This window comes from Variovorax paradoxus (assembly GCF_000834655.1).
In the GTDB taxonomy this organism is placed as follows: Bacteria; Pseudomonadota; Gammaproteobacteria; order Burkholderiales; family Burkholderiaceae_C; genus Variovorax; species Variovorax paradoxus_F.
The window spans coordinates 1-17,264 of the sequence record NZ_JXQQ01000072.1; the positions used below are offsets into that span (position 1 = coordinate 1).

Annotated in this window: 19 protein-coding genes and 2 pseudogenes; 1 reads left to right on the forward strand and 20 read right to left on the reverse strand. The window is 68.8% G+C overall.

What is annotated here, in order from left to right:
• The 3 genes and pseudogenes from RT97_RS24935 to pbpC all read right to left on the reverse strand — a co-directional run.
• Positions 1–496: pseudogene (locus RT97_RS24935) on the reverse strand (hypothetical protein); the annotation flags it as partial.
• 86 nt (positions 497–582) lie between these two features.
• The gene (locus RT97_RS32170) at positions 583–2,037 is read right to left on the reverse strand and encodes a TPM domain-containing protein (RefSeq protein WP_052810744.1); all 1,455 of its coding nucleotides are present in this window, start codon (positions 2,035–2,037) and stop codon (positions 583–585) included.
• Entirely contained in the window at positions 2,034–4,289 is a 2,256-nt protein-coding gene (gene pbpC / locus RT97_RS24945; RefSeq protein ID WP_042581536.1) for a penicillin-binding protein 1C, read from the reverse strand. Before pbpC ends, RT97_RS32170 begins: the two co-directional genes overlap by 4 nt.
• Before the next feature lie 263 nt (positions 4,290–4,552).
• Between pbpC and RT97_RS24950 the strand changes: the two genes are divergently transcribed.
• On the forward strand, positions 4,553–4,753 hold the full coding sequence (locus tag RT97_RS24950) for a thrombospondin type 3 repeat-containing protein (RefSeq protein WP_042581537.1): 201 nt from the start codon (positions 4,553–4,555) through the stop codon (positions 4,751–4,753).
• A 64-nt stretch (positions 4,754–4,817) separates the two neighbouring features.
• Here the strand turns inward: RT97_RS24950 and RT97_RS24955 are convergent, their stop codons facing one another.
• The 17 genes and pseudogenes from RT97_RS24955 to RT97_RS25035 form a co-directional block, all read right to left on the reverse strand.
• Positions 4,818–5,444 carry a LysE family translocator gene (locus RT97_RS24955; RefSeq protein WP_042581538.1) on the reverse strand — a complete coding sequence of 209 codons (627 nt, stop codon included), beginning with the start codon at positions 5,442–5,444 and terminating at the stop codon, positions 4,818–4,820.
• A gap of 61 nt (positions 5,445–5,505) precedes the next feature.
• Positions 5,506–5,907 carry a GFA family protein gene (locus RT97_RS24960; RefSeq protein ID WP_042581539.1) on the reverse strand — a complete coding sequence of 134 codons (402 nt, stop codon included), beginning with the start codon at positions 5,905–5,907 and terminating at the stop codon, positions 5,506–5,508.
• An 86-nt stretch (positions 5,908–5,993) separates the two neighbouring features.
• Positions 5,994–6,272: a DUF2277 domain-containing protein gene (locus tag RT97_RS24965; protein WP_042581540.1), complete on the reverse strand. Its 279-nt coding sequence runs from the start codon at positions 6,270–6,272 to the stop codon at positions 5,994–5,996.
• A gap of 34 nt (positions 6,273–6,306) precedes the next feature.
• The gene (locus RT97_RS24970; RefSeq protein ID WP_042581541.1) at positions 6,307–6,801 is read right to left on the reverse strand and encodes a GNAT family N-acetyltransferase; all 495 of its coding nucleotides are present in this window, start codon (positions 6,799–6,801) and stop codon (positions 6,307–6,309) included.
• Positions 6,798–7,382: a GNAT family N-acetyltransferase gene (locus tag RT97_RS24975; protein ID WP_042581542.1), complete on the reverse strand. Its 585-nt coding sequence runs from the start codon at positions 7,380–7,382 to the stop codon at positions 6,798–6,800. The genes RT97_RS24970 and RT97_RS24975 overlap by 4 nt, the downstream gene beginning before the upstream one ends.
• A gap of 70 nt (positions 7,383–7,452) precedes the next feature.
• Positions 7,453–8,796 (reverse strand): amidase, encoded by a 1,344-nt coding sequence (locus RT97_RS24980; protein ID WP_052810745.1) that lies wholly within the window; start codon positions 8,794–8,796, stop codon positions 7,453–7,455.
• On the reverse strand, positions 8,796–9,509 hold the full coding sequence (locus tag RT97_RS24985; protein ID WP_042581543.1) for a DUF2848 domain-containing protein: 714 nt from the start codon (positions 9,507–9,509) through the stop codon (positions 8,796–8,798). The genes RT97_RS24980 and RT97_RS24985 overlap by 1 nt, the downstream gene beginning before the upstream one ends.
• A 13-nt stretch (positions 9,510–9,522) precedes the next feature.
• The gene (locus tag RT97_RS24990) at positions 9,523–10,833 is read right to left on the reverse strand and encodes an MFS transporter (protein WP_042581544.1); all 1,311 of its coding nucleotides are present in this window, start codon (positions 10,831–10,833) and stop codon (positions 9,523–9,525) included.
• A gap of 46 nt (positions 10,834–10,879) precedes the next feature.
• Positions 10,880–11,557 carry a DUF4286 family protein gene (locus RT97_RS24995; RefSeq protein ID WP_042581545.1) on the reverse strand — a complete coding sequence of 226 codons (678 nt, stop codon included), beginning with the start codon at positions 11,555–11,557 and terminating at the stop codon, positions 10,880–10,882.
• A 144-nt stretch (positions 11,558–11,701) separates the two neighbouring features.
• The gene (locus tag RT97_RS25000) at positions 11,702–12,619 is read right to left on the reverse strand and encodes a LysR family transcriptional regulator (protein WP_042581546.1); all 918 of its coding nucleotides are present in this window, start codon (positions 12,617–12,619) and stop codon (positions 11,702–11,704) included.
• Positions 12,620–12,684: 65 nt separating this feature from the next.
• Complete coding sequence (locus RT97_RS25005) at positions 12,685–12,978, reverse strand: YciI family protein (protein ID WP_042581547.1); 294 nt, start codon at positions 12,976–12,978, stop codon at positions 12,685–12,687.
• Between the two features lie 31 nt (positions 12,979–13,009).
• On the reverse strand, positions 13,010–13,984 hold the full coding sequence (locus RT97_RS25010) for a Bug family tripartite tricarboxylate transporter substrate binding protein (protein ID WP_042581548.1): 975 nt from the start codon (positions 13,982–13,984) through the stop codon (positions 13,010–13,012).
• A gap of 43 nt (positions 13,985–14,027) precedes the next feature.
• Positions 14,028–14,945 (reverse strand): SMP-30/gluconolactonase/LRE family protein, encoded by a 918-nt coding sequence (locus RT97_RS25015; RefSeq protein WP_042581549.1) that lies wholly within the window; start codon positions 14,943–14,945, stop codon positions 14,028–14,030.
• Between the two features lie 164 nt (positions 14,946–15,109).
• A complete protein-coding gene (blaOXA, locus tag RT97_RS25020) occupies positions 15,110–15,979 on the reverse strand; it encodes a class D beta-lactamase (protein ID WP_080898419.1) in 870 nt (289 codons plus the stop codon).
• Positions 15,980–16,109: 130 nt separating this feature from the next.
• Positions 16,110–16,541: a GNAT family N-acetyltransferase gene (locus RT97_RS25025; RefSeq protein WP_042581556.1), complete on the reverse strand. Its 432-nt coding sequence runs from the start codon at positions 16,539–16,541 to the stop codon at positions 16,110–16,112.
• Between the two features lie 26 nt (positions 16,542–16,567).
• Positions 16,568–16,933, reverse strand: a complete 366-nt coding sequence (locus tag RT97_RS25030) for a nuclear transport factor 2 family protein (protein WP_042581550.1) — start codon at positions 16,931–16,933, stop codon at positions 16,568–16,570.
• Positions 16,934–17,019: 86 nt separating this feature from the next.
• Positions 17,020–17,264 (reverse strand): annotated as a pseudogene (locus RT97_RS25035) (2OG-Fe(II) oxygenase); the annotation flags it as partial.

Here is a 17,264-nt window from a genome sequence, read left to right on the forward strand (position 1 = left end):
AAAGCGTCGTGTAGAAGTCGATTTCGCTGAGCACCTGCTGGATCGGCTGGGCCGCGCCGATGAGCTTGAAATGCAGCGCGCTGAAGGTGCCGATGAGGTCCGACACCAGCGCCGAGGTCTTGGCCTCCGACACCATCTGCAGCTTGGCCGCCGCCGCGAAGAAGCCCTGCAGCGGCTGCGCCGCGTCGGCCTTGTTCAGGTCCGCGATCGGCAGCGAGCTCAGGTACGAACTCGCATGCACGAACTGGTCGATCGCATGCAGGTACACGTCGCGGCGCAGGTCCGCCAGCCGCTGGGCTGCCTTCTCGTCCTTGTCGTGCCGCAGCTGCCGCATGAAGTGCCGGGCGTTGTCGCGGTTGGCCACCTTCACGCCCCACAGGGCCAGCGCCGCCGCGATCAGGGCGGCCCAGAAGACATCGGGCACTTTCCGCAGGATGCCGAAGATGACGCCCGCGAAGACGAGGAAGTCACCCCAGAGTGCGGTCAATGAATCCATAGGGAGCCATGGGAGTGGGAGGCGGCGCCATCCTAAGCCAGTCGCGGGGCGGTGGATAGGTGGCGTTTGGCCCGATGGGCCGCCGGCTACCAGCTGCCCGAAGCGCCGCCGCCGCTGCTGGAGCCCCCACCGTCCGACGACGACGACGAAGACGACGAGGAAGACGACGACGAACTGTCGCTCGACGAACTGCTGCTGCTCCAGCCGCTGTCCGAGCTGTCGCTGGAGCTGCCGTCGCTCTCCAGGTTGAAGGCCTTGGGCAGGAATGCGAAGGCCGAGCTCACGGCGGCGACCAGCAGCATCGGGAGCCACAGGTCGTCCGCGCCGCCCTGGTAGAAAGTCGTGCCCAGGATCGCCGTGGCGCCGAGCACGAAGATCAGGCGGGACCAGAAGCCCCTCGGGCTCTCGCGCCAGGCGTTGCGCGCCCCGAGGCCGACGGCCGCGAGGTAGGCGAGGACGATCGCCGCGATCACCGCGTACAGCATGCCCAGCGCCAGGTCGCCCGGGTTCATGACCTTGCCGGCGAACGTCAGCGCCACGATCAGCAGCACCGCGACGGCGGCGACGATCCGAGCCAGAACCGAGCGACTGCACGCGATTCCGAGGCCGAAACCGATCGGCGCGGGCAATATGAGCAGCATTCCAAGAAGTGCGGGACTGACCAGCACGGTCGCCGCGACCAGCGGCGCGGCGGCCAGCAGGGCAATCGAGAACGGCCAGCGCCTGAACGGCGCCGATGCCGATGCAGTCACCGGCATGGGGGGCCGCACCCGTTCGGCGTTCTTGCGGCGCTTCCTGCGCTTGCCGGAGGCATAGGTCGCGCTCTCCTCGACCGGCGTGCGGCGCGCCAGCCACGCCTGGGCCGTGTCGTCGGGCTTCGCGCGCCGGCGGCCATGCCACGCGCCGATGGCGATGCTCCAGAGCAGCACCGCGAAGAGCGCCCAGCCCGCGGGGGTGACGCCACCCGATTCCCGCGGTGCATCGTCCGTGGACGACTCCACTTCTTGCGCATCCTGAACCTGAGGCCCCTCGGCGCCGTACAGCGTGCCGCCGATCAGCAGCGACAGCGACTGCACGGCGGTGCGAATACCGCCCGCGAAATCGCTGCTGCGAAAGCGCGGCGTCATCTGCTGGTCGATGATCCGGGCGGCCTGGATGTCGGTGATCCTGCCTTCGAGGCCCGTGCCCACCTCGATGCGCATGCGGCGGTCCTTCAGCGCCACGAGCAGCAGCACGCCGTCGTCTTCCGATTCGCGGCCGAGCTTCCACTGTGCGAACACCCGCGTGGCGAAATGCTCGATGGAATCCTCGCCGGTGGTCGGCACGATCAGCACGGCGAGCTGCGCGTGCGTGTCGGTCTCCAGCGCGTCGATCTGCTGGCGCAAGTCTTCGACATCGGAAGCCTGCAGCGTGTTGGTGAGGTCGACCACGCGCGACGACATGGCGGGCACCGGCACCGGCCGGGCCTGCGCGGCCGGCAGCCAGGCCAGCATCGCGACGCATGCCAGCAGGAGACCGAGCCATCCGCGAAGCGCCCTCATCGGTGCGCGCTTTTCGTGACCACGCCCGCGCCGCGCACTTCGAGCCGGCGCTGGTCGACCACCTTGCCGGAGGCATCGACCAGTTCGATCAGGTGGCGTCCGGGCCAGGGCAGCCACTGCGCGCTGTTGCCGCGCGCAAAGGGCTTGCCGTCGATGCGCCACTGCACGCCGCGGCCTTCGGACTCGAAGCGCACGCGTTGGCGCAGTGGCGGAATGTCGGGGTCGAGCGCGATGATGGTGCCGTCCGAGGGCGCGGTGATGCGCGCGGCGAAGGCGTCGGTCGCCATGCCGGTGTCGAGCGCGAAGAGCGGCTGCTCGGTGCCCTGCAGGAACCACTCGCTGCGCGCCGCCTCGATGGCGTTGCCGTCGGCCGCCGGGCCGAACGCCACGCGCGCCTCGACCAGGCCGGCGGGCGGCGCGGGCGCGCGGCTGGGTTCGCGTGCATGCAGGAAGCGCATCACCTCGGCCCACACGGGCGCGGCGCCGCTGGTGCCGCTCACGTCCCACATCGACGCGCCGCTCGCGTTGCCCACCCACACGCCGACCGTGTAGCGCTGCGACCAGCCCACGGCCCAGTTGTCGCGCATGTCCTTGCTGGTGCCGGTCTTCACCGCGGTCCAGAAGCGGGTGGAGAGGATGCTGTCCAGGCCGAAGGTGCGGGTGCGCGCGTTCGGGTCGGAGAGGATGTCGCCGACGATGAAGGCGGCGCGCGGGTCGAGCAGCGGTGCTGCGGCCGCGGTCCTGGCCTTGTCGGCCGGCGTCGCGGGCGGCCGAGCGGTCAGCGTCGTCGTGCCGTAGCGCCCGCCGTTGGCGAGCATGCGGTAGGCATTGGTGAGCGACAGCAGCGACACCTCGGCGCTGCCGAGCGCAAGGCTGTAGCCGTAGTAGTCGCCGCTCTCGCGCAGGGGTAGCCCGGTCGCGCGCAGGCTGCGCGCGAAGGATTCCGGCGACACCATCACCAGCGTGCGCACCGCCGGCACGTTGAGCGATGCGGCCAACGCGGTGCGCGCGGAGACGGGGCCCTTGAACTGGCGGTCGTAGTTCTGCGGAATGTAGAGGCCGCTCGCCGTGCTGATCTGCGCCGAGGAGTCCTCGATCAGCGATGCCGCGGTGAGCCGCTTCTCGGCGATCGCCTGTCCGTAGAGCAGCGGCTTGAGCGTGGAGCCCGGCTGGCGCAGCGCGGTCACGCCGTCGACCTCGGCCGCCTGGCTGAGCGGGCCCGAGGAGCCGACCCAGGCGAGCACTTCGCCGCTCGCGTTGTCGAGCACCACGAGCGCGCCGTCTTCCACGTGCCGGTCGCGCAGTTCGCGCAGGTGGCGCTGCAGCGAGTCGAGCGCAAAGCGCTGCAGCGGCGCGCGCAAGGTGGTGCGAACCCCGGCTTCCTTGGCCTTCGGCGGGGCGGTCGGGTTGACGCCTGCCGCATCGCGCATCTCGCGCATCTCGCGCATCTCGCGCAGCACCCGTCGCGCGGCATGCGGCGCGATGCCTTCGTTGGCATCGAAGGCGCGCCGCTGCACCGCCGCGCTGGTGAACATGTCGATCGCGTCGCAATCGACCTTTTGTTCGGGCTCCATCGCGCGCAGCACCTCGCAGGCGCGCTGCGCGACGAGCGCGGGCTTGGCGTTGGGGGCGCGCACCAGCGCAGAGGCCACGGCGGCCTCGCGCGCATCGAGACCGCTGGGCGCCTTGCTGAAGAGCGTGCGCGAGAGCGCGTCGATGCCCACGATCTCGCCGCGGAAGGGGACGGTGTTGAGGTACGCCTCCAGGATCTGGTCCTTGCGCCAGCTGCGCTCCAGCTGCGCGGCAGCGACGGTCTGGCCGATCTTCTGCGTGAAGCTGCGCCCGCCCGATGCGCGGCGCAGGTCCTCGTCGAGCAGGCCCGACAGCTGCATCGTGATGGTCGATGCGCCCCGGGTGCGCGTGTTCCAGAGGTTGCCCCAGGCCGCGGACGACACCGCGCGCCAGTCGATGCCGCTGTGCTCGTAGAAGCGGCGGTCTTCGCTCAGCACCATGGCCGTGCGGAGCGCCGGCGAAACGTCGGCCAACGCGATCCACTGGCCGCGCCGCACGGTGGCGTCGGTGCGCACGCGCTGCAGCAGTTCGCCGTTGCGGTCGAGCACGGCGGTGTCGGAGGAGCGGAAATCGCGCTTCACGTCCTCGAAGCCGACGAGCGCCCAGGCCGGGTGCGCGCAGGCCGCGGACAGCACGGCCACGGCGAAGGCCCTGTGAATGGAAAGCGCAGGCAATTGCATCGAAGGCAAGGGGTGGTTCAGACGGTTGCCCGCATTCTCCGCGAAGCACCACGGGAACCTCGCCTACTCGGGAACGGGCGGGTCGCCGCCTTGCCGGCGTGCAGGCCCGGGGCCAAAGTTCACAGCAGATTCCACATCCGGTAACGAACTTCACGCGAAGGCTTCAATGGAGAAACCCAACGCGTACCGGCGTGGCCTTCAATGCCATACCGGCTCGCAGGAGGCGAGCCCGGTTCCATAACCACTCCAAGGAGAAACGCATCATGATGAAGACACTGGTAGTCCTGCTGGCCGCATCGGCCGCCCTGGCCGGTTGCGTGGTCGCACCGTACGACAACAACCCACCGCCGCGCGCCCAGCGCGACCGCGATCGCGACGGCGTGCCGAACCGCTATGACCGCGACCGCGATGGCGACGGTGTTCCGAACCGCTACGACCGCGCGCCGAACAACCCGAACCGCTAAAAGCAAAAAAAGGCCGCGAAGCTCTGCGCTTCGCGGCCTTTTTTTTGGGCCATGCCGGATGCGCTTATCCCGGCCGGCGCGCCATCAGCGCCCAGATGCCCGCTGCGCTCAGCAGCGAACCCCCCGTGAGATTGAAACGGCGCTGCGCACGCGGCGACGAGAGCAGCCTGCGCGCCGAGCCCGCGAACACCGCATAGAGCGTGGCGTTCAGGGCAGCCATTGCCACGAAAGTGACGGCCAGCACCCACATCTGCCGCGTCACGTCGGCGGCCGGGCTGATGAACTGCGGCAGGAAGGCCACGAAGAACACGATGCCCTTGGGGTTGAGCGCCGTCACCAGGTAGGTGTTGGCGAAGAGCTTCCAGCGCGAGGCCGGCGCCGCGGGCGCGGCCATCTCGGTGGACGTGATCCCGGCGCGCATGAGCCGGATGCCAAGGTACAGCAAGTACAGCCCGCCCACCCACTTCACCACCGTGAACCAGAACGCCGAGGTCGCCAGGAGCGCGCCCAGGCCCAGCAGCGACACCACCAGCGCGGTCGAATCGCCCAGCGCCACCGCGGCGATGAGTGGCACGTTGGCACGCCGGCCGTGCGACATGGAATAGCTGATCACCGTGAGGATGGTCGGCCCCGGAATGATCAGGAGCACGGCGGAGGCCGCGACGAAGGCGAGCCAGAGTTCGATGGGCATGAAGTTGTCTCCTGGTGGTGTTGGTGTTGTGTGCGGGTGTTCGTGAAAGGCGATGGCCGTGTCAGGCGCCGATGGCCGTGCGTGCGATGTGCCAGGTACCGCGGTGCCCGTCGACGTAGCTGATCGGCGAGTTGGCCAGGTCGTCCAGGTCCACGTCGTCCAGGCATGTCACGTTCACGCCGTAGGCGCTTGCACCGGTCTCGGGCGAATGGCCCACGCCGAAGGCACGCACGCCGCAGTGGCGGCACACGATGTAGTGGCTGTTGCGGGTGTCCAGCATCTGGTCGCTGAGTTCGGATTCGCCTTCGAGCAGGCGGAAGGCATCGGTCGCGACGATGGCCGGCCAGAAGCGTGTCTGGGTGCAGATGGCGCAGTTGCACCGAAGGGTGCCCAGGCTCAGGTCGATGTCGGCTTCGAATCGCACGGCGCCGCAGTGGCAGCCGCCGGTGTAGGTCTTTTTCATGTGCTTGTCCGCTGCGCCGTGGATCGGTGGCGCAGCCGGCAAACACGATATCAAACGCCGTGCCAACAGGCATCGGCGAGGGCTTTTCAGGCAGGCGCGGTGCCGAAGCGGGCGGCCGAGCGGGTCTTGGCGCGCTCGGCCTCGACCGCGCGGTCCTTCGGCTCGGCCGCGGTGACGAGCGAATCGATCAGGCGCGCCGCGGTCGCGGCCACCTCGTCGACCGCGCGCTCGAAGGCCTCTTCGTTGGCCCTGGACGGCACGCTGAAACCGCTGAGCTTGCGCACGAACTGCAGCGCGGCGGCGCGAATCTCCTGTTCGGTGGCGGGGGGCTCGAAGTTGTAGAGGGTCTTGATGCTTCTGCACATGGGCGGGCTCTCCGATTGCAGTGAATGCTTCAGTCTAGCGAAGCAGCGCCATCCTGAAGGCGTCGTGGTAGATGCCGTCGATCAGGCTGGCGCGGCGCGCAAGGCCCTCGTGCTCGAAGCCCAGCCGCTCGTACAGCGCCTTGGCGTTCAGGTTGTCCGCACGCATCGAGAGCTCGATGCGGGTGAGCCCCCGCGCCCACGACCTGTCGATGGCCGCCTGCAGCAGTTGCGTGCCCAGGCCCCGGCCGCGCGCCTCGGGCAAGAGGGCGATACCCAGGATGCCGATGTGCGCGCGCGAATGCCCGAACACCGGCGACACGTCGCACCAGCCCACGACCCGGTCGCCGGCATCGACCGCCACGACGTGCGGGAAGCCCTCGGCCAGCACGTTGCGGTAGAAGGCGAGCGATTTCTCCCACGGCGGCGCCTGGATCTGCGCGAGGTATTTCTTTTCGCGCGCCACGGTGTCGAGCGCCTGGTACAGGCTCTCGAAGTGCCGCTCTTCGGTGGGGACGACGGAATGGGTCATGCGTGAAGCCTCGTTTCCAGTTGACGTTTCACCGCCGGCCACTCGTCATCGATGATGCTGAAGCGCACCGAGTTGCGCTTGCGGCCGTTGGGCATGATCCGCTCGTGGCGCACGATGCCTTCCTGTGTCGCGCCCAGCCGCAGGATGGCCGCGCGCGATTTCGCATTGATCTCGTCGGTGGTGAACTGCACGCGCACGCAGGCCATCTCCTCGAAGGCGTGGCACAGCATCAGGTACTTGGCCTCGGTGTTGACGAAGCTCTTCTGCCACGACGCCGAGATCCAGGTGCTGCCGATCTCCAGCTTGCGGTTGATGCGGTCGATCTTCCAGAAGCGCGTGGAGCCGATGATCCGGCCGGTCTCGTGCAGCACGGTGACATAGGCCATCACGTGCCCGGCTGCCTGGCCTTCGAGCGGGATACGCAGGTAGGCGTCGATGGTCTGGGACGAGGGGACGACGGTGAACGGCAGGTTCCAGAGTTCCCCGTCGGCCGCGGCTGCCACGAGGGCAGAGGCGTCGGAGGCCTGGAGGGGTCGCAAGGTGATGCGGCGACCGACGAGGGGCTGGTGAGACGGGGGCATGCGCTGAAGATAGCGCAAGCGGCACCCTCACCCCGACCCGCTCCCGCGCACGGGAGAGGGGGCAAGAGTCTCAGCGCAGCGCTTGCTCCACCGCCAGCGCCACGGCCGCGAGCCGCGCATCGTCGCCGCGCACCGACGAGAGCATCAGCCCCACCGGCAGTTCGTCCGGCGCATGGCACGGCAGGCTGAACGCGCAGCCGTCGAGGAAGTTGATTGCGAAGGTGTTGCGCAGCAGGAGGCCGTTGGCCTGGAAGAACGCCGCGTCCTCGGCCAGCGACGCGATGGGTGGCGCGACGATCGGCACGGTCGGGCAGACGAGCGCATCGAAGCCTTCGAGCGCATGTTCGACACGGCCGATCCAGTCGCGGCGGCGGTCCTGCATGACGATGTAGTCGGCGGCGCGCACCTCGGTGCCGAGCGCGATGCGTGCGGCCACGCGCGAATCGAAACCCTCGCGCTTCGCGGCGAAGCGCTCGCGATGCACCGCTGATGCTTCCACCGGCGAGAAACCGCCGGGTGCGTTGATCGACGCGACCTCCGCCAGCTCGGCCAGCGTGATCTCGACCACCTGCGCGCCCGCCGCCGACAGCGCCTGCACCGAGCGCTCGAAGGCGCGCGCGACCGCGGGCTCGATGCCGTCGAACATCAGCGTGCGCGGCACGGCCAGGCGCAGGCCCTGCAGCGGACGCCGGCGCACCGCCAGCGGTGCGTCGGCAATGGCCGCATCGGCGATGAGGCAGTCTTCGACGCTGCGCGCCATCGCGCAGACCGTATCGAGCGAACGCGCGAGTTCGAAGGCGCCCGTGCGCGGCACGCGCGACTGCGTGCTCTTGAAACCCACGAGCCCGCAGAGCGCCGCGGGGATGCGGATCGAGCCGCCCGTGTCCGAGCCCAGCCCCGCGACCGCGAGGCCGAGCGCCACCGACACGGCCGCGCCCGAGGACGAGCCGCCTGGAATGCGCGGCGTGCCCGCATCGCACGGGTTGTGCGGGGTGCCGTAGTGCGGGTTGATGCCCACGCCCGAGAATGCGAACTCGGTCATGTTGGTCTTGCCGACGATGGCCGCGCCTTGCGTGCGCAGCCGCGCGACGGCGACTGCATCGCGTGCGGCCGGCGGTTCGCCTTCGCAAACGGCCGAGCCGGCCATCGTGGTCTCGCCCGCGACGTCGTACAGGTCCTTGATCGACACCGGCAGGCCCGCGAGCGCGCCGAGCTGCACGCCGGCCTTCTGCGCCGCATCCGCATGCCGCGCGGCCGCGAGCGCGGCATCGGCGTAAGTCTTCGTGAACACATGCTGCGCCGAGGGCAACGCGGCCGCTTCGAGCACCTGCTGGATCAGCGCTTCGTGCGACAGCTCGCCGCGTGCGATGCGTTGGCGCAGGGCGGCGACGGTGAGGTGGCGGGTGCCGCGCATCACGCCACCACCGGCAGTGCGTTGACTGCGTAGCGATGCACGATGCGCCGCTGCAGGCGCGGGTCGCGCAGCTCGATCTCCATCTGCGCGGCGGGGCGGATGCCTTCGCCCTTCGCATTGGGCAGCGCGCCGAGCGTGCCGCAGGTCATGAAGAGGCCCTCTGGCGTCGCATCCGCGCAGGGCATGCCGTCGCGCAGCGCGGCCAGCGGGCGGATCGATGCGAGCGTGCCGCGCTGGTAGTCCACCCAGCGGCCGTCCTCGAAGATGCGCGAATGCAGTTCGACCTCGTCCTGGTGCGCCTGCAGGTCGCGCCAGCGCCAGGCCACCTGGGCCACGGGCTTGGCGCACATCTGCTTGGAGACGGCGACCGAATAGCTCTCGACCTGGCGGTCGGTGTGGTCCGAGGCCACGCTCAGCCACCACTCGCCCTCCGAAAAGAAGAACACGGGCTCGGCCTCGCCGGAGCTCTGGTCGCCCAGCGCCTCGATGGCGCTCGATTGCGTGAGCAGCTGTGCGGCCACCCGGTAGTACAGCGGCACGCTCGAAGGGCGCGGCACGCCGATGGCGGCCAGTTCCTCGATGTGGTGTTCGATGGCCGCGACGTCGCGGCCGGTCCATCCGGCCACCACCAGCGCGGTGGGCTCGATGGAACGCAGTTCGATGGCGCGGGCGCCGTCGGCGCTCACGGTTTCGCAGGCAAAACGCAGATGCATGTCGTTCTCGGTCTCAGGCTTCGAGGAGTTTCTTGGCGGTTTCGCGGGCGATGAAGAGCGCGACCAGCGTGATGCAGAGGGCCGCCGTCACGTACAGCGACACGGCCACCGTGCTGCCCCACGACTTGTAGAGGCTCGCGATGATCAGCGGCGCGAAGCCGCCGCCCAGGATGCCGGCCAGCGTGTAGGCCAGCGACGAGCCGGCATAGCGCACGCGGCCCGGGAACTGCTCGGTCACGAAGGCCGCCTGCGGGCCGTACATGATGGCGTGGATGATCAGGCCGACCACCACCGCCGCGCAGATCGCGATCGGCTGCGCGCTGTTCATCAGCACGAAGAACACGAAGGCCCAGACGATGCCCAGGAGCGCGCCGGCGATGTACACGGGCTTCCTGCCGATGCGGTCCGAGAGGCTGCCGAAGTACGGCACCGCGATCGCATTGCAGGCCGCGCCGATCATCGTCGCGGTGAGCGCGAGGGGCCGCGACAGGTGCAGCACCGTCGTCACGTAGGTGAGGGTGAACACCACCACCAGCGCATAGAGCACGTCGGAGCCGATGCGCGAGCCGCCGGCCACCAGGAGGCGCCGCCAGTGCTGCGTGAATACTTCCTTCACGGGCGTCTTGGCGGTGGCCTTCTTCTGTTCCATCTCGAGGAAGACCGGCGTCTCGTCCACGCCGCGGCGCAGCCACAGGCCGAACAGAACCAGCGCCACGCTGGAGATGAACGGAATGCGCCAGCCCCAGGCCATGAAGTCTTCCGGGCTCAGCCAGGCCGAGACGGCGGCGATGAAGCCGGTGCCGATCAGCGTGCCGAACGACGGGCCGATCTGCGTGAACGAGGCGTTGCGGCCGCGCTCGTTCGGCTTGCCGTGCTCCATCGACAGCAGCACCGCGCCGGCCCATTCGCCGCCGAGCGCCACGCCCTGCACGAAGCGCAGCGCGACCAGCGCAACGGGCGCCCAGATGCCCCAGCTCGCGTAGGTGGGCAGCAGGCCCATGAGGCCGGTCGATACACCCATGATGACCAGCGTGGCCACCAGCACGAAGCGCCGGCCGAGCCGGTCGCCCAGGTGCCCGAACACCACGCCGCCGAGCGGCCGCGAGATGTAGCCGACCGCGTAGGTCGAGAACGCGAGGATGGTGCCCGTGAGCGGATCGAACGACGGGAAGAACACCGCGTTGAAGACCAGCGCGGCCATGATGTTGTAGACGGTGAAGTCGTACCACTCCAGCGTGGTGCCGATCGAGCTGGCCATTGCGAGCCGGCCCATCTTGGGCGGTGCCGCGGCGGTGGCCGGGGCCTTGAGAACGTGTTCGGTCATGGAAATGCCCTTGTTCAATGGAGAGATGGAGAGAGGAAAAGCGTGATCAGGCGAGCTCGGCCGCGCTCAGCTTCCAGCCGAGTGCGAGCAGCCAACCGGTGGCCGGGTCGGCGTCGAGTGCGGCCGCTGCCGTGCTGCGTGCGGCACGTGCCGCATCGGCGCTGCTGGTCTCGACGACCAGCATCGGCTGCAGCACGCGGCCTTCGGTGGATTCGCGCGGCAGCGGCGTGCTGAGCGTGGTGTCGGGTGCGAGCAGGTACGACTGCACGAAACCTGCCTGCTCCGCGAGCTGGCGGCCGGCCGCAGCGGCGCGCAAGACCAGCGCCTCGACGTCGCCGGTGACCGCGAGCGGCAACACGACCGCGTGGCTGCCGCTGCCGAAGCCGGTCACCGCCCTCACGGCGCACACGCGTCGGATCGGCTGGCGCATGCGGTCGAGGTTGGCGATGGACCACGGCGTCTGCTTCTCGAACGCGGCGCGGTAGCCCGGCGAGCCGAACACGGCCAGCGATTCGGTGCGGTACAGCCCCAGGTACTTGCGCCCGCCTTCGAGCGAGACATAGCGCGCGCCCGAGAGGAAGCCGGGAATGCGCACGCGCTCTTCCACATGCTCCCTGTCGTACCAGCGGTTGAAGTCGGCCTCGTCGGCCGGCTCGACATCGGACGCGACGAAGAGCATGCCGTTCGCGTTCGCTGCGGAGGAAGAAGGGTCAGGTGTGTTCATGGCGGCGGAAGAGGAGGCGGGCCTTCGAAAAATGAAGGCGCGATCTTCCGTCGCGGGGTCGGACTGTCACAAACGAGTTTTTTTGGGCGACAGCCACAAGAATTACTGGCCCCTTTTCGGGGCCGAAATGCGCTGTTTTGAGGGTTAACCCTCTGAAGTCGCGCTCCAGGTTGGTGCGACTGCCGAGGTCGTGAACTGGTCGGAAGCCCGGCAGGCCAGCTCGGCCACGAGCCGGATCGCGTCGGAGTCGGCCGCTTCCAGGTGGCTCACCACGATGCGCTGCGGCGAGATGAGCGCATCGCACTCGATGATCCGCACGTCGCCGATGGCCACGTATTCATAGCAGGGCGGCAGCGGCACCAGCGCATTGCCGAAGCCCGCCTTCACCAGTCGCGCGAGGGCCGAGATCGAGCTCACGCAGTGCACCTTGCCGAGAGGAATGCCCGCCGCGCGAAAGAGGTTCTTGAGCGCCTCGTGCGGTTGAGAGCCGGGGCTCATGGTGAGCACGGGCTGGCGCAGCAGGTGCTCGACGGTTTGCACCGGCTCCGCGCCGGGCGGGCCGACCCAGCCCATCGGCATCGGCAGGCACGGCGTGCTCACGATGCCTGCGCCGGCGATGTGGTCGGTCTGCAGCGCGATGTCGAGCGCGCCTTCGCGCAGGCCCCGGTGCAGGGCGAGCGTGGTTTCGGAGGTGAGCTGAACTTCGATGCCCGGGTAGGTGGAGCGCAGGTTGGTCAGAAAACCCAGTAGCCAGGTGTGGACCACGGTCTCGATGGCGCCGATGCGCACCAGCCCGAGGATGTCGCCGCGCGGCCGGCCCAGCGAGACGATCTCGCGGCGCAGTTCCAGGAGCCGCTCGCCGTAGTCCATGAGCCGCACGCCCACGGGCGTGAGGCGCAGCTCCCGCGCGTCGCGCTCGAAGAGGCGCGCGCCGATGTCTTCTTCGAGCGAAGCCACGCGGTTGGACACCGCCGCCTGCGTGATGTGGAGCCGGTCGCTCGCCGCGCGAAAGCTGCCCAGCCGCGCGGCCCAGAGGAAGGCTTCGACAAATCTTGTGTTCATGAGGGCACCTGCGGGGCATTTTGCCCGCAACGTGTCCGGATGGCGCTCGCGGACCGCGAGCCGGGTCAGCGGGTTCGCCGCTTGTCGAAGAACGACTGGCGCCAGGGCATGACCTGGACCGAGGCGAAGAGCTGGCCGCTGTTGAAGGGGTCTTCGCTGGCGAATGCCTGCGCGACCTGCGGATCGTCGGTGTCCACGACGATCAGGCCGCCGATCGCCTGGCCGTCGGCGTCGAGCAGTGCACCGCCGGCCAGCATCATGTGCTGGCGGTCCGTCAGGTAGTCCAGGTGGGCGGGCTTGAGCGCAGCGCGCAGCGCCTGCGCGTTCGGCTTGTCGATGGCGATGATGGCGAATGGCATGGGGGCTTGCGGTCGGTCAGGTGGCTGCGGATCAGCTCGGCGTGATGCCGGCCTTGGCGATGATCGCGCTCCAGGTCTGCATCTCGCGCGCGATGAAGGTCTGGAACTGCGCGGGCGTGCTGCCCACCGGCTCGGCGCCGTTGGTCACCAGGGCCTCGCGCGTGACGTTCGTCTGCAGGGCCTTGCGCACCTCGGCGCTCAGGCGCTCGATGACCGCGGGGTCGGTGCCCGCGGGCGCGAGCACGCCGGTCCAGGCGCTCACGTCGAAGGGCTTGCCGCTGATCTCGCCGACCGTGCGCACCTCGGGCAGCGACGCGGAGCGCCTGGCCGTCGATGCCGCCAGCGCGCGCAGCTTGCCGGACTTCACCAGTGGCCCGGCCGCCACCACGTTGGCGAACATGAGGTCGACGTGGCCGCCCATCACGTCGGCGAGCGCAGGGCCGGTGCCCTTGTAGGGAACGTGCGTCATCGAGACGCCCGACTGCAGTGCGAGCAGTTCCATCGACAGGTGGTCGGCGGTACCGCTGCCCGTGGATGCGAACGACAGGCGCCGCGCTTTTGCCTGTGCGAGCGCCTCGTCCATCGAATGGATCGAGGAGGTGGACGAAGCAACCATGATGAAGGGCGACTGCACTGCAAGGCTCACCGGTGCGAACGCCTTGACGGTGTCGAACGGCAGGTTCTTCATCATCGAGGGGTTGGTGGCGTGCGGCACGCTGGCCACCAGCAGCGTGTAGCCGTCGGGCGCCGACTTGGCCACGTATTCCGAGCCGATCACCGTGCTGGCGCCGGGCTTGTTGTCCACGTAGAAGGTCTGCCCCATCGATTCGGACATGCTCACCGCGATCGCCCGCGCGACCACGTCGGTGCCGCCGCCTGCGGTGAAGGGCACGACCACCCGCACCTGCCGGTTGGGGTAGGGGCTCGCGGCGTGCGAAGGCAGGGCGGCCAGGAGGCTGGCGCCGCAGCCCCCCGCCAGCGCAGTGATGAGTTCTCGACGGTTCATGGTGTTCTCCAGGCGATGGGGCGATGGGGCGATGGGCGATGGGCTAGGCGTTGAAGTGCAGCCGCAGGCCGGGCTCCGGCCATGGCAGCGAAACGAGCTGGCCGGTGGCCGACAGCGTCAGGTACGCCGTCTTCAGGTCCGGACCGCCGAAGCAGATGTTGGTGACGTAGATGTCGGGAAGCACCTGCTGGCGCACCAGCTCGCCGGTGGGTGCGACGACCGAGATCGCGCCCGTGACCAGGGTGGCGATGCACACATGCCCGCTCGCCTGCACCGCCAGGCTGTCGAAGCGCTGGAAGCCGGGCAGTCCGCAGACAAGGCGTCCGCCGTGCGGCGATGGAAAGGGATGCTTGTCGACGACGCCCGACTCGACGATGTCGAAGGCCCAGAGCCGCGCGGTCTCGGTTTCAGCCACGTACAGGACGCGGTTGTCCGGTGACAGGCCGATGCCGTTGGGCGACAGCAGCCCATACGCCACCTCGACGATGCGCGAGCCGTCGGGCAACGCGTAATACACGCCGCCGCTGTCGCGCGCACGCGCATGCTTCTTGCCGAAGTCGGTGAAATAGAAGCCGCCCTGCGCGTCGAACACGAGGTCATTTGGGGACGAAAGCCGGTGTTCGTCGCAATGGGTGTAGAGCGTGCTGGTGCTGGTGCTGGTGCTGGCGCCGGCAAGGTCGACGCGCCGGATGCTGCCGCCCTCGTAGCCGGGCGCGGGCCCGGTGGAGGTGAAGCGGCCCGGCACATAGGCGCTGCCACCGTTGTCGCAGACGTAGAGCGCGCCGTCCGGCCCGATCGCGGCGCCGTTCGGGCCGCCGCCGCAGTCGCTCACCGTGTGCATCTGACCGTCCGGCGCGACCCGGACGATGCGCCCCGCGCGCATCTCGACCAGTACCACCGAGCCATCGCCCAGTGCCACCGGGCCTTCAGGAAATTGCAGACCCTCGGCCAGGATTTTCATGATCTCGCTCGACTTTTCCGAAGTGCCTCACTCCGGAAAAAGCCTTGTCTCTTAATGATTTAGACGCTGAAGATAGCCGTGCGGCCGGTGCGCTTCAATCACAATTAACTCATGCGAGAAATGACTAAAACTCATCCTCTCTCAGTGCTTGCCCGGCACAGGCGCTAGGCGGCGAGGATGTTCATCCGCGCGAGCAGCATGCGCCCGAGCGGGATGCGCCTAGCCACGTCGGCCTCGCCGTGCATGTCGATGTTCAGCGCAAAGCTCTGCACGCTGCCGTTGGCCTGCGCGACCCAGCCGACCCACCAGCCGAGCGAGAAGCCGGGCGATTCGTACCAGCCGGTCTTGCCGTGCAGGGCTTGCGTGGGCGTCTTTTCCAGCAGCGTGATCTCATGAACCATGTCCTGCGCGCGCATCGACATCGGCAGGCTGCGCTGTGCGAGCCGCATCAAAAAGCGCACCTGCTCGGCGGCGGAAATCCGCAGCTTGTCGTTGACCCAGAACTGGTCGACCTCGGTGCCCAGCGTCTCGTTGCCGTAGTGCAGCTTCGCGATCCACTCGTTCATGCGCGCAAGGCCGATGCGGCGCGCCACCTCTCGGTAGATCGGCAGGTGCGAGACGCGGATCGCGTCGCGCAGGTTCATGTCGCGCTCCCACTCCTTGCGCTTGTAGGTGCCGCCGCCGTAGGGAAGGATCTCGTCGATGTCCTTCACCGCGCCGGTCTCCAGTGCGATCAGGCTGTTGGGGATCTTGAAGGTCGATGCGGGGCTGTAGCGTTTCTCGGCGCGCTGGCGGTCGACCACGGTGAGCTTCGCGGTGGCGCTGTCGAGCACGACCCAGGTGCCGCGCACGCCGGCTTCCTTGAAGTACCTGGCGAGGTCGGGGCGCTCCTCGATGTGCGCAACGGGCGTGGCCGCGTCGGCGAAGCGCGCGGTACCGAGGGCGGCGGCGAGCAGGCCGCAGCCGCTCCGGGCAAGGAAAGTCCGCCGAGGGCGAGGTGTGCGGACGATGAAGGGGGCTGGAACAAAAGGCATGGCGCGTGGGGCGTGTGGATGGAACGTGCCGGATCATCCGGCGCACGATCGCCGTTCACAACGCACGCGGCCTTGCGCTTCGTCACCCGCGTAACGGCCGTAACCGTCGGGGGCCGGCAGCGCCGGTCGATCAGGTGTCGTCTATCAGCCCGCGCTCGCGCGCCTGCTGCTCGTTGCCGAAGATCGCCATCGCCGTGCGCATGCGCTTGAAGCCCAGCTTCTTGTAGAAGGGCTCCTTGCCCGCCACCGCGTACAGGATGATCTTGCGATGCCCGCGCGAGAACTCGACGAGCTTCGCGACGATCGCTTTGCCCAGGCCCGTGCCCTGGTGGTCGGGGTGCACCGCGACGTCGCAGATATAGGCGCAGTCCCGGCCGTCGGCCACTGCGCGACCCGCGCCGATCAGGCGATCGCCTTCATAGACCAGGCACTTGAACATGCTGTTCGAGAACACGACCTGCAGGTCTGCCGGTTTCTTGTGGCCGAGCGGGGCGACCTCGTAGAGGTGAGAGAGCTCGTTCCAGTCGAGCGCCTCGAGCGTGTGTCGCCAGTCGAGGGGGATCGCAACACTCCCGCCGTGCATCTTCTCTAGCCCATCGTGTAGAAGAATTCCTCGCGCACGATCTTGCCGTCCTTGACGGTGTAGAGCGCCATTTCTTCCATCGTGAAGCGGTGCTTGGTGGGCTTCATGGTCACGTCGATCTTGAAACCGACGATGAAGCGGTCGTCATGCGGCCAGGGGCCTGCGACCTGCATGGAATGCACCTCGTGGTTCTCGGTCCACCATTCGCCCTTGGCCTTGATGGCCGCCAGGCCGACCGCTTCGCGCGACTGGCCGGGCGGGCCGCCGGCCTCGACGCTCACGGCCTCGGGCGCATACAGCACCTGGGCCTCGTCGAATTTCCCTTCCTTGCACAGCGCCACGAGCTTGTTGGCGATTTCCAGGGTGTCCATGGGTTCTCCTAGGTATGAACGCAGGGGTGATGACCGAGGCGGGAGTGTAGGCCCGCGCCCGTGTCGGGCGCCACCTCGGCGTGTTTTCAGGGCGTGCGCGGCCGGCCGCGCAGCACCCAGCCCACCGACAGCACGTAGCGGCTGCCGCCGACCACGCGTGTCACGCTGTGCTCGCAGGCGTCGGGGCGGAACAGCTTGATGCGCCGCGTGGCGAAGATCGGGTCGGCGCACACGAACTCCCCACCCGCGCGCGGCGACTTGAGCACGATGTTGAGCCGGTAGTGGCGTCCGGCCTGCACCGGGTCGGTGTGCGGCGGAATCTCCGAGCCCT